Genomic DNA, 11,852 nt, shown 5'->3' with positions numbered 1-11,852 from the left:
TTTTGTCTGCTCGTACTTATGAAACTGGACACCGCTACACATCACAGTATTCTTCAGCTTTATCGTTGGCTTAAAATTCTATTATGGGAACCGATGCATCAATGGATGGAACGAATTCACCGTAAACCTAGTCGAAAATCAGCGGGTAGGCGCAAGAAACAGTGAGCTAGTATTTCCGTCACTCAGGGGAAACTACATAAATTTACCAAATGGACAGAGAGCTACCTTCTGGTGGGCAATCGACTTTTTGGTAATGAAAACTAAAACCTTGTTCAGAATTATTCGAAAACTATGCCACCGACTTTTTATGCAACGCTAGTGATTTTTTAAAAAAGAAAAAAACGATTTCGAGGAAATATATGGGTTCGTGATTTCGCCGTGAGGGCCCGGAACAAACAGGTTGTAAGGTCTGAAGTGTTATGGTATAATTTTTCTGGTAATAATGTTGATAGGTCTGCATGCCGGAGAGTGGGGAAACCCACTCTTTACGTTTTGTTACAGACACACAACGATTCGGACTAGGAGGAATCGGGATGAACGCATCCATTAAATCCACCATCGAAGAAATGCTCCTTCCTTTTTTGGATAGTGAAGGGTTTGAACTTGTGGACGTGGAGTACGTCAAAGAAGGGAGCAATTGGTTTCTTCGCGTGTTCGTTGACAAGCAGCCGGGCGGCATTGATATTGATGAATGCGGACGTATCAGCGAATTCCTGAGCGAGAAGCTGGATGAAAAGGACCCGATCCAGGATGCCTATTTCTTGGAAGTATCTTCACCAGGGGCAGAGCGGCCGCTTAAAAAAACGAAGGACTATGAAAATGCCGTAGGCAAACATGTGTTTGTAACTACATATGAGCCGGTCGACGGGTTTAAAGAATTCGAAGGCACGTTGTTGTCTTATGAAGAAGAGACGCTCGTGATCCAAACGGCGAAAAAAAAGCATACACTGCGGATGCCGCAAGTGGCTAGCGCCAGACTTGCCATCGTATTTTAGTGTTGATTTAGTGAAAGGGGGAACTGTTTTCAAATGAACATGGATTTTATTGATGCACTGTCGGAGATTGAGCGAGAAAAGGGAATCGCCAAGGAAATTCTGATTGATGCGATTGAAGCAGCGTTGATTTCCAGCTATAAACGAAATTTTAATACCGCCCAAAATGTGCGTGTGGATATTAATCGGCAAACCGGCTTAATCAAAGTATATGCCCGCAAAACAGTGACAGAGGATGTGCTCGATCCGCGGATGGAAATTTCGCTGGATGCAGCGCGGGAGTTGAACCAGAATTTCCAGCTTAACGATATCGTTGAGATTGAAGTGACTCCGCGTGACTTCGGCCGAATTGCGGCGCAGACGGCGAAGCAGGTCGTAACGCAGCGGATCCGGGAAGCAGAACGCGGCCTGATCTACCACGCGTTTATTGACCGCGAAGAAGATATCGTAACTGGTACGGTGCAGCGGCAAGACACGCGCAGCTTGTTTCTGGACCTCGGAAAGGTAGAAGCGGTGCTTCCGTTAACCGAATTGATGCCAACCGATAAATTCGGCCATGGAGATCGGATTAAGGCTTTTATTACCAAGGTCGAGAACACGACAAAGGGCCCGCAAATTATGCTGTCCCGCACACATCCGGGCCTGTTGAAGCGGTTGTTTGAGCTTGAGGTGCCGGAAATTTTTGACGGTGTGGTCGAGATTCGTTCAGTGGCCCGCGAGGCCGGCTTCCGCTCCAAAATTGCCGTTTATTCCCGTAACCCCGAAGTGGACCCGGTCGGTTCCTGTGTCGGTCCCAAGGGTACGCGTGTTCAGACGATTGTCACTGAGCTGCGCGGGGAGAAGATCGACATCGTTCGTTGGTCCGAAAGTGTGGAAGAGTATGTGGCGAATGCGCTCAGCCCTTCCAAGGTGCTGGAGGTCGACGTGTTTGAAAGCGAGAAAATGGCCCGGGTCATCGTACCGGATTATCAGCTTTCCCTGGCGATTGGCATTAAGGGCCAGAATGCCCGTTTGGCTGCCAAGCTAACCGGCTGGAAAATTGACATTAAGAGCGAGACGCAGGCGGAGCAGGAGTTCGGCCGCGAGAAGACATATACAGAAGAGATGAAACAAGATTCGGTTAGCCTGGAATAGTCAGGCTGTGAATGCTGCCAGGTGGTGATGTGCTAATGAAAGTGCGGAAGGTGCCGCAGCGTAAATGCATTGTTTGCCAGAAGATGCTGTCCAAGAAAGAAATGGTCCGGGTTGTCCGGACGCCTGAAGGCGAGGTCGAGCTGGACCTGAGCGGAAAGAAAAACGGACGCGGCGCTTACATGTGCGGAAGTTTGGAAAGTCTGCGCCGGGCCAAAAAGCAAAAATCGCTGGACCGTGCATTGAAGGTGAATTTATCTTCGGAAGTATATGACAAGCTGGAAGAGCAATTCGCTCTTCTGGGTGAGAAGTTTGCTGCTGTGGAATGTGAGCGAAATCATGAATCCTAAAACAAAATCTTATCTGGGCCTCGCAATGCGGGCAGGCAAATTGGTCACCGGAGATGAAGGCGTGCTGAAAGCAGTTCGCAGCGGAGAAGCACGGCTAGTGCTGATCGCTGAAGATGCTGCTGGGAATGCCAGAAAGAAGTTTACTGATAAATGCAGCCATTATGGTGTGCAGCTCCTTGAAGCGGGAAGCCGCTTCGACTTGGGCGCTTGTATCGGTAAGCCTGAACGGGTCGTTGTCGCTGTTTGCGATGCCGGATTTGCCAAGCTGATCCGGGAAAGTGTGGGAAAACCTGTGGAGGTGGAAACAGATTGAGCAATCAGGACAAAGATAAAGTAAGGGTGTATGAGTATGCCAAATCGCTCAATATGAGCAGCAAGGAAATTATCACGATATTAAAACGGCTTAATTTGCCGGTAAACAACCATATGAGCGTAATGGAGAATGATGCAGTGGAGAGAGTAGAACAGTTTTTTAAGGATGTCAAAGCAAATGCCGCCGCGAAAAGAGCGGGGCAGGATAGTGGAAACGGCCCATCGAAGGCCGAATCGAAAAAACCGGAAGCGCACGTTGCTTCTACACCAAAACCGGCAGCTAGCGATGCCGGAAGTCAGGGGAGAACGACTGCATTGACAGATACACCGGAACGTAACGAAGCACAAAATCAGCAAAGCCGCGAGGAAAACCGTGGCAGTCAACATCGGGGACAGCAGGGCGGCGGACAACGTTCCGGCGGTCAAGGCGGCTACAGCCAGGGCGGACAGCGCTCTGGCGGTCAAGGCGGCTACAGCCAGGGCGGACAGCGCTCTGGCGGTCAAGGGGGCGGCCAAGGCGGACAGCGCTCTGGCGGTCAAGGGGGCGGCCAAGGTGGACAGCGCTCTGGCGGTCAAGGCGGCTACAGCCAGGGCGGACAGCGCTCTGGCGGTCAAGGGGGCGGCCAAGGCGGACAGCGCCCTGGCGGTCAAGGCGGCTACAGCCAAGGCGGACAGCGCTCTGGCGGTCAAGGCGGCTACAGCCAAGGCGGACAGCGCTCTGGCGGTCAAGGGGGCGGCCAAGGCGGACAGCGCCCTGGCGGTCAAGGCGGCTACAGCCAAGGCGGACAACGCTCCGGCGGTCAAGGGGCAGGAAACCGTCCAGCCGGCGGTGCACGTCCAGGTCAGGCACCTCAGCGTTTTAATGAACCAAGAATTTCCGGTAAGGATGCTCCGGCGCGGGTTATCAATGAAAATGATGACAACGGCAGAGGCAAGAAGTCTGTTAGACCGAACAACACCAAACGGTTTGACGATAACAAGGGCGGAGCAGGCCGCAGCCAAGGCTTTAACAAGCAAAGAAATAATGGACGCGGTAGAACGCCGATGCAGGAGCCGCGGAAAGAGAAAATCGACAATACGCCGAAGAAAATTATTGTCAAGGGCGCCATGACTGTCGGTGAGCTGGCGAAGCTGCTCCATAAGGACGCTTCCGAGGTTATTAAGAAGCTTCTGTTCCTCGGTATCATGGCAACAATCAACCAGGAAGTCGATCTGGATGCAATTCAGCTTGTGGCTGACGACTACAAGGTTGAAGTCGAAATCAAGATTCCGGTAGAAGAAGATAAATTTGAGCAATTTGAAGAAAAAGACGATCCGGCGGATCTCGAATGGCGTCCTCCGGTAGTTACCATCATGGGTCACGTTGACCATGGTAAAACGACATTGCTTGATGCTATCCGTGAAACCAATGTAACTGCCGGCGAAGCGGGCGGAATTACTCAGCATATCGGCGCATATCAAGTAGAAATCAACCAGAAGAAAATTACGTTCCTGGATACACCGGGTCACGAAGCGTTCACCACGATGCGTGCCCGCGGCGCGCAGGTAACGGATATCACAATCCTGGTCGTTGCTGCAGATGACGGCATTATGCCGCAAACAGTCGAAGCAATTAACCATGCCAAGGCGGCCAATGTTCCAATTATTGTCGCTGTCAACAAAATTGACAAGCCGGAAGCCAATCCGGATAAAATCAAACAGGAAATGGCTTCGTATAACCTTGTTCCCGAAGAGTGGGGCGGCGACACCATTTTTGTCAACGTTTCTGCTAAGCAGCGTATTGGCTTAGATTCGCTGCTGGAAATGATCCTTCTTGTTGCAGAGGTTCAAGAATACAAAGCAAATCCAAATAAACGTGCCCGCGGTACGATTATCGAGGCTGAGCTGGATAAGGGCCGTGGTCCGGTTGCACGTATACTGATTCAACACGGTACCCTGAAAATCGGTGATGCGTTTGTTGCTGGTGTCAGCTTTGGACGTGTACGTGCCATGGTGAATGATAAAGGCCGTAAAATTAAAGAAGCAGGACCATCCACACCGATTGAAATTACCGGTTTAACGGAGGTTCCGCAAGCCGGCGATCCGTTCCTGGTGTTTGAGGATGAGCGTAAGGCCCGCTCCATCGCCGAGAAACGCTCCGTTACGCAGCGTCAATCGGAAATGGGTGCAAATTCCCGTGTAACTCTGGACGATTTGTACAAGCATATTAAAGACGGAGAGATTAAAGAATTGTTCGTTATCATTAAAGGTGACGTTCAAGGCTCCGTTGAGGCGCTTCGCGGTTCTCTGGAAAAAATCGAAGTTGAAGGCGTTCGTGTCAAAATTATCCACACTGGTGTCGGTGCGATCACCGAATCGGATATTATTTTGGCCTCGGCCTCCAATGCCATTATTATCGGCTTTAACGTCCGTCCTGAGCCGGCAGCCAAGGTGACCGCGGATCAGGAGAAGGTCGATATCCGCCAGCACAGCATCATCTATCATGTCATCGATGAAATCGAGCAGGCAATGAAAGGGATGCTGGACCCAGTTTTCAAGGAAACGATTATTGGTCACGCGGAAGCCCGAAACATTTTCAAAATCAGCAAAGTCGGCACAATCGCGGGCTGCATGATCACTTCAGGCAAAATTGTCCGTTCCGCCGAGGTTCGTGTTATCCGCGAAGGCGTTGTAGTGTTTACCGGTAAAATTGATTCCCTCAAACGCTTCAAGGACGACGTTAAAGAAGTATCGCAAGGCTATGAGTGCGGGATTTCCATCGTCGGCTATAATGACATTAAGGAACTTGATGTAATTGAAGCTTTTGTAATGGAGAAGGTAGAACGCTAGAGAGGTGACGCAGCATGGCGAAGGTACGGGTAGGCCGCGTAGCGGAGCAGATTAAGAAAGAATTAAGCCAAATCCTGCAAACGGAAATGAAGGACCCCCGTCTCGGTTTTATTACCGTAACTGGTGTTGAAGTCACGAATGACTTGTCGCAGGCCAAGATTTACTTGAGTGTGTTTGGCGATGAGACGCAAAAGGAAGAAACATTACGGATTTTGGCTCGCGGAAACGGGTTTATGCGCAGTGAGTTGGGCAAGCGGATTCGGCTGCGCATTGTACCGGAGCTGGTTTTCAAGTTTGATACCTCGATCGAATACGGAAGCCGGATTGAAGCGCTTCTTGGCAAAATTCATGAAGGGGAGAGTGAACGATGAGTTACGCCGGTCAGCTGCAGGCTGCTAGCCGTTTTCTGGAAGCGGCTGACGACGTGCTTGTTGTTTCACATGTGCAGCCCGATGGTGACGCGGCCAGTTCCACGTTTGCCATCGGTTTGCTTTTGAAGCACCTAGGCAAGTCGTATACGTTGATCAATGAAGGATCGATTCCGGGGAAGTTTGATTTTATGCCCGGATTTACCCAAGTGGTCCATTTCAAGGATCAGAAGCCGGAACGCCTTTTTCATCACGTTGTCGCCGTGGATTGCGCCGATTTTGGGCGGATTGGTCAAGTAAGCTCGCTTTTTGCCGCGGATGTCCAATTGCTGAATATTGATCATCATCCGACGAACGATGGCTTTGGAGCGGTCAATGTGATTAAAGCCGATGCTGCATCGACAACGGAGATTATATTCGATCTTTGTGTTGAAATGGGATTGCGGCCGCAGGGAGATCTTGCGGTTTGCCTCTACACCGGATTGCTTACCGATACAGGCGGTTTCCGGTATGCGAATACGAGCCCGAAGGTGCTGCAAATTGCTGCGGACCTGGTGTCCACAGGTGTGAAAGGGCATGTGCTGGCTGAAAAGCTTCTGGAGAAAATGACGCTGCCGCAGGTTGAGCTGCTTAGACGAGGGCTTGCAACGCTGTCGTTTGCCCATGAAGGACGCATTAGCTGGGTAAGCGCGTCCCTTCAAGACCGTGAAGACACAGGAGCCTCGAATGAGGATTTCGAAGGCTTGGTCAATTATCCCCGTAATATCGAGGGGGTCGAGGTCGGTTTGATGTTTAAGCAAACGGACACCGCCACATATAAGGTCAGCTTCCGTTCGGCAGGCCAGGTGGATGTGGCTGCAATTGCCCAGCAGTTCGGGGGCGGAGGACATATTCGTGCAGCCGGCTGTACTGTGGAAGGCCAGCTTGATGAAGTGGTTGAACGTATTGTATTGGAAGTGGGTCGAGCGTTAGGATGACATTCGAAGGAATACTGCCTGTTTGGAAGCCTGCCGGCATGACATCCCATGATGTGGTTGCGAAGGCGCGAAGAATACTTGGCATGAAGCGGATTGGACACACGGGGACCCTGGACCCTGCAGTAACCGGTGTCCTGCCGCTTTGTTTGGGACGGGCTACCCGGATGGTGGAATATATTCAGGATTTGCCCAAGCAGTATGAGGCTGAAATCATGCTGGGCGTGTCTACGGATACGGAGGATCGGTCAGGGAATATCGTTGAGGAGCTTCCAGAGGTGCATGTAACCAAGGAGCAAATCATCGATGTCCTGCAGAGCTTCAAGGGCGACATTGATCAGACTCCCCCCATGTACTCAGCGGTAAAGGTAGACGGTAAACGCTTGTATGAGCTGGCCCGCTCCGGAATAGAGGTTGAACGGAAATCCCGTAGAGTTACGATTTACAGCTTGGATATTTTATCGATGGAACTGGATAGCGCTCATCCGACATTCCGTTTTCGCGTTGAATGCTCGAAGGGAACGTATATTCGTACACTGTGTGTGGATATCGGCAAAAAGCTGGGCGTGCCTGCTGTCATGAATGAGCTTGTCCGGACAGGGACCGGAAATATTACACCAGAGCGGTGTCTTCAGCTTGAACAAATTGAACAGCTTGTACGTTCAGGGGAGCTGGCTGAGAGGCTCATTCCTGCGGATCAGGCTGTCGGACACTTGCCTTCCTATCAGCTGTCGGAACAGCTAGTGCAGGGCGCCCTCAGCGGCAAAGCGCTTCCGGTGCAAGGCTTGAGTCCTGAAGCGCGTCCGTCAGATCGGCCGGCACGGCTGTACGCCGGTCAGCGGTTTGTCGGACTGTATGAAATAAATTTGGATACAAAGCAGGCAGTGCCGGTCAAAATTTTCTCTTAAAGACTTGTAGGTGATTGAATTTATGCAGGTTCATCAATTACATTTCCCGGCCCCACTCGAGCAGCTAAGCAGCTTGTCATCGCCTCAAGTGTTGGCGATTGGGGATTTTGACGGTGTTCATCTGGGGCACCAGCATGTTCTCCAGAGAGCCGTTACAGAAGCCAGGCAGCTCGGATTAACGGCCTCCGTGATGACATTCCATCCTCATCCCCGTGAAGTTCTCGGGCAAACGGGCTATACGCAATATTTGACCCCGCTGGACGAGAAGCTGGTTTTATTTGAGCAGCTTGGCATCGATTGTACATATGTAGTCCGATTTGATGAAATGTTTTCCCATGTCAGCCCGGATTGCTTTGTAAAGGAAATGCTGTCTTCCTTAAAGCTTAATACAGTTATCGTGGGCTTCGATTTTAGATTCGGCTACCTCGGCAGCGGGAATCCCGACACGCTGTGCGAGCTGGCCCACGGTTTGTTTGCGGTTGAAATCGTCAGGCCTTATGTGCAAAACGGTGAAAAGGTCAGCAGTACTCTGATTCGGCAAAGCCTGCAAGCCGGGGATGTCCCTTTGGCGACATCTTTGCTGGGCCGTCCATATGCGGTCAGCGGGATTGTGACGCACGGGGACGGCAGAGGAAGAACAATCGGTTTTCCCACGGCCAATGTGGAGCCCTCGGGCAGTTTTGTCGTACCTGCAGGAGGAGTTTACGCAGTCCGGGTTAAACTGGAGGGGGAAACCTTCGATGGCGTCATGAACATCGGGACGAAGCCGACCTTCACAGGTGCCGGAATTCGTACACTGGAAGCGCATTTATTCGATTTTTCCGATGACATCTATGAGAAAGCGCTGACCATTCATTTTATCGCGTATCTACGCCCCGAGCAGAAGTTCGCCTCCGTCGATGAGCTGATCCGGCAAATTCATGCCGATGCGGACCGGGCCAAACAAATTTTGTCCGCGTCTTAGGCTAAAGCTTCGGCTATAAGGCTATTCTGTTGAGATTTGATAGTGCATCGGATGAATATCAACTTTGTGCTAGAGTCAATATTTACTTTTGGGATCGGGATATGATATACTTATCATCGTTGTAACATTTGCATGCTTTGATGAACCATTGCTTGGAGATTCGTTCTCACCGACGGTTTCTGGGCATTCGGGGAACGCATGCGTATAATTCGAAGGAGGTGAATAGGATGGCAGTTACTCAAGAGCGCAAAGCTCAGCTTATTCAAGAGTACAAAACGCACGAATCGGACACTGGATCACCAGAGGTTCAGGTTGCTATCCTTACGGAGAACATTAACAGCCTGACGGGCCATCTGCGTACGCACAAGAAAGACCACCACTCCCGCCGCGGCCTGCTTAAAATGGTCGGACAACGCCGGAAGCTGCTGGCTTACTTGAAAAACAAAGAGGTTAGCCGTTATAGCTCGTTGATCGAAAGACTCGGCTTGCGCCGCTAATTTGAATGACCCCAAAAGCAGCCCTGTTGTTTAACAACAAGGTTGCTTTTTTTTAAACGTCCTAATTTATTTTGTGAAAAAGAAGGAAATACTATCCTTTATGCAGAATTAGGATGGGATTGCATGTTTCCTTTGTCTGGATAAACGGCGCTTGTCATCTTCTGCATGATGAAGAGGATGCGGACGTTTATAAAGCTGAATGAAGAAGTAAAGGGCACAAGCTCAGGCAAGATGAACTCTTATTCAGTGCGAAAGATACATATGCGCTTTTTTTGCGCTTGCATCGTCATTTTAGGAGGGTACTTATGGAACAGAAGGTTCAGATGCAACTGGCGGGGCGACCTTTCATAATTGAGACCGGCAGACTGGCCAAGCAAGCCAATGCGGCTGTCATGGTCCGATACGGCGATACGGCCGTATTATGTACGGTTACGGCGTCATCCCAGCCGAAAGACCTTGATTTTTTCCCATTAACGGTAAACTACGAAGAGCGTCTCTATGCTGTTGGTAAAATTCCTGGCGGTTTTATTAAAAGGGAAGGACGTCCTACGGAAAAGGCGATTTTGGCCGGCCGCTTAACCGACCGTCCGATTCGTCCGTTATTCCCTGAGGGCTTCCGGAACGATGTTCAAATCGTGAATCTGGTTATGAGTGTGGATCACGACAATTCTCCTGAAATTGCCGCGCTGATCGGAACCTCGGCTGCGCTCAGCATTTCGGACGTGCCGTTCAACGGTCCTGTCGGCGGTGTCGTCGTTGGCCGAATTGACGGCGAATTTATTATTAATCCTACGCTGGAGCAGCGTGAGAAGAGTGATATTTTCCTCGTTGTCGCCGGAACAAAAGACGCGATCATGATGGTGGAAGCCGATGCTGCCGAAGTGCCGGAAGAAGTCATGCTGGAAGCGATTATGTACGGGCACGAGGAAATTAAAAACATCGTTGCGGTGCAGGAACAATTGGTGCAGCTTGCAGGCAAGCCGAAGATGGAAGTGAAGCTGCATGCTGTGGACGAGCAGGTAAATGCGGATGTGCGCGCGTTCGCTGCCGAGCGGCTTGTGGCTGCGGTAAGCATTGCCGAGAAGCATGCCCGTCAGGATGCCATCGATGCGATTAATGAAGAAACAGTAGGGCATTTCACCGCACAGTATGCGGAAGCGCCGGAGAAGCTTTCGGATGTAAAAGAAGTTTTGTATGATATCGTGAAGGAAGAGGTTCGCCGCCTCATTACTCATGACAAGGTTCGTCCGGACGGCCGTGCTTTGACGGAAATCCGCCCGATTGAATGCGACATTAACCTGCTGCCTCGCACACACGGTTCTGGGCTGTTTACCCGCGGGCAAACCCAAGCACTGAGCATTTGTACACTGGGCGCATTAGGCGATATGCAAATTTTGGATGGTCTGGATTTGGAAGAAAGCAAACGGTTTATGCATCATTACAACTTCCCGCCGTTCAGCGTAGGCGAAGCACGGCCGCTTCGTGCTCCGGGCCGCCGCGAAATCGGTCACGGTGCTCTCGGTGAACGCGCCCTGGAGCGCGTAATTCCTTCCGAAACCGAATTCCCTTACACCATTCGTCTTGTGTCGGAGGTATTGGAATCCAACGGTTCCACATCACAGGCCAGCATTTGCGCAAGTACGCTGGCGATGATGGATGCGGGTGTTCCGATTAAAGCACCGGTGGCGGGTGTAGCTATGGGTCTGATCAAGGATGGCGAACACGTATCCATTCTGACCGATATTCAAGGAATGGAAGATCATCTGGGCGATATGGACTTCAAGGTTGCAGGTACTGCACAAGGGGTTACTGCGATTCAGATGGATATCAAAATCGACGGCATCGACAGGAACATTCTGGAGCAGGCGCTGGCTCAAGCGAAGGATGGCCGGATGTTCATTTTGAACAAAATGCTTTCCCGCATTCAAGAGCCGAAAAAATCCTTGTCTCCGTATGCTCCTAAAATCCTGGTCATGCACATTAATCCGGACAAAATCCGTGACGTTATCGGCGCAGGCGGTAAAATCATCAATAAAATTATTGAAGAAACCGGCGTAAAAATCGATATCGAACAGGACGGCCGCGTCTTCATCGCTTCCTCGAACCAGGAAATGAACGACAAAGCCAAGCAAATTATCGAAGGCATTGTCCGTGAGGTCATTGTTGGCGAAACATATCTGGGTACCGTAAAGCGTATTGAGAAGTTCGGTGCTTTTGTTGAGATTTTGCCGGGCAAAGAAGGGCTCGTGCATATTTCACAATTGTCGCATGAACGGGTCGCCAAAGTAGAGGATGTTATCCAGCTGGGTGAATCCATTACCGTGAAGGTGACGGAAATCGACCAGCAAGGCCGTGTCAACCTGTCCCGTAAAGCTACTTTACCGGCCAAGGAGACCACAACCAAGCAATAAAACGATATTTGTCCATTCAAAGAGCCAGAGAAATCTGACTCTTTTTCTCTTTTGTTACGCTTCTGCAGGATGTAATATGTCTAATCTTTTCCCCCGCATCATATGATGTACAAGTA

General features: G+C 50.6%; 11 protein-coding genes. All 11 read left to right on the top strand.

The genetic code is table 11. The annotated features are described in order from the left end of the window. Positions 1-533 precede the first annotated feature (533 nt). The 11 genes from rimP to pnp all read left to right on the top strand — a co-directional run bounded on the left by rimP (position 534) and on the right by pnp (position 11,736). Complete coding sequence (gene rimP / locus WBG83_RS11505) at positions 534-995, top strand: ribosome maturation factor RimP (protein ID WP_336745159.1); 462 nt, start codon at positions 534-536, stop codon at positions 993-995. 33 nt (positions 996-1,028) lie between these two features. Further along, entirely contained in the window at positions 1,029-2,126 is a 1,098-nt protein-coding gene (gene nusA, locus WBG83_RS11500; RefSeq protein WP_336745158.1) for a transcription termination factor NusA, read from the top strand. Between the two features lie 35 nt (positions 2,127-2,161). Further along, a complete protein-coding gene (gene rnpM / locus WBG83_RS11495) occupies positions 2,162-2,473 on the top strand; it encodes an RNase P modulator RnpM (RefSeq protein ID WP_336745157.1) in 312 nt (103 codons plus the stop codon). Next, positions 2,463-2,786, top strand: a complete 324-nt coding sequence (locus tag WBG83_RS11490) for a L7Ae/L30e/S12e/Gadd45 family ribosomal protein (protein WP_336745156.1) — start codon at positions 2,463-2,465, stop codon at positions 2,784-2,786. The genes rnpM and WBG83_RS11490 overlap by 11 nt, the downstream gene beginning before the upstream one ends. Next, positions 2,783-5,614, top strand: a complete 2,832-nt coding sequence (gene infB, locus WBG83_RS11485) for a translation initiation factor IF-2 (RefSeq protein WP_336745155.1) — start codon at positions 2,783-2,785, stop codon at positions 5,612-5,614. The genes WBG83_RS11490 and infB overlap by 4 nt, the downstream gene beginning before the upstream one ends. 14 nt (positions 5,615-5,628) lie before the next feature. Next, positions 5,629-5,985: a 30S ribosome-binding factor RbfA gene (gene rbfA, locus WBG83_RS11480; protein ID WP_336745154.1), complete on the top strand. Its 357-nt coding sequence runs from the start codon at positions 5,629-5,631 to the stop codon at positions 5,983-5,985. Next, on the top strand, positions 5,982-6,959 hold the full coding sequence (locus tag WBG83_RS11475) for a DHH family phosphoesterase (RefSeq protein WP_336745153.1): 978 nt from the start codon (positions 5,982-5,984) through the stop codon (positions 6,957-6,959). The genes rbfA and WBG83_RS11475 overlap by 4 nt, the downstream gene beginning before the upstream one ends. Then, positions 6,956-7,864 carry a tRNA pseudouridine(55) synthase TruB gene (truB, locus tag WBG83_RS11470; protein ID WP_336745152.1) on the top strand — a complete coding sequence of 303 codons (909 nt, stop codon included), beginning with the start codon at positions 6,956-6,958 and terminating at the stop codon, positions 7,862-7,864. Before WBG83_RS11475 ends, truB begins: the two co-directional genes overlap by 4 nt. Positions 7,865-7,886: 22 nt before the next feature. After that, positions 7,887-8,828: a bifunctional riboflavin kinase/FAD synthetase gene (locus WBG83_RS11465; RefSeq protein WP_336745151.1), complete on the top strand. Its 942-nt coding sequence runs from the start codon at positions 7,887-7,889 to the stop codon at positions 8,826-8,828. A 227-nt stretch (positions 8,829-9,055) separates the two neighbouring features. Continuing rightward, positions 9,056-9,325, top strand: coding sequence for a 30S ribosomal protein S15 (rpsO, locus tag WBG83_RS11460; RefSeq protein ID WP_336745150.1), 270 nt, complete (start codon positions 9,056-9,058; stop codon positions 9,323-9,325). 305 nt (positions 9,326-9,630) lie between these two features. Further along, positions 9,631-11,736, top strand: a complete 2,106-nt coding sequence (gene pnp, locus WBG83_RS11455) for a polyribonucleotide nucleotidyltransferase (protein WP_336745149.1) — start codon at positions 9,631-9,633, stop codon at positions 11,734-11,736. The last annotated feature ends 116 nt before the right edge of the window (positions 11,737-11,852 follow it).

This window comes from Paenibacillus sp. y28 (genome assembly GCF_037137075.1).
GTDB lineage: Bacteria > Bacillota > Bacilli > Paenibacillales > NBRC-103111 > JBBBNV01.
This window is presented reverse-complemented; position numbering and strand designations above follow the sequence as displayed.

Bases quoted from the DNA above. Each gene is read 5' to 3' on its own strand.
- rimP (WP_336745159.1), top strand. From the start codon at position 534: ATGAACGCATCCATTAAATCCACCATCGAAGAAATGCTCCTTCCTTTT.
- WBG83_RS11465 (WP_336745151.1), top strand. From the start codon at position 7,887: ATGCAGGTTCATCAATTACATTTCCCGGCCCCACTCGAGCAGCTAAGC.
- rpsO (WP_336745150.1), top strand. From the start codon at position 9,056: ATGGCAGTTACTCAAGAGCGCAAAGCTCAGCTTATTCAAGAGTACAAA.
- nusA (WP_336745158.1), top strand. From the start codon at position 1,029: ATGAACATGGATTTTATTGATGCACTGTCGGAGATTGAGCGAGAAAAG.
- rnpM (WP_336745157.1), top strand. From the start codon at position 2,162: ATGAAAGTGCGGAAGGTGCCGCAGCGTAAATGCATTGTTTGCCAGAAG.
- pnp (WP_336745149.1), top strand. From the start codon at position 9,631: ATGGAACAGAAGGTTCAGATGCAACTGGCGGGGCGACCTTTCATAATT.
- rbfA (WP_336745154.1), top strand. From the start codon at position 5,629: ATGGCGAAGGTACGGGTAGGCCGCGTAGCGGAGCAGATTAAGAAAGAA.
- WBG83_RS11475 (WP_336745153.1), top strand. From the start codon at position 5,982: ATGAGTTACGCCGGTCAGCTGCAGGCTGCTAGCCGTTTTCTGGAAGCG.
- WBG83_RS11490 (WP_336745156.1), top strand. From the start codon at position 2,463: ATGAATCCTAAAACAAAATCTTATCTGGGCCTCGCAATGCGGGCAGGC.
- truB (WP_336745152.1), top strand. From the start codon at position 6,956: ATGACATTCGAAGGAATACTGCCTGTTTGGAAGCCTGCCGGCATGACA.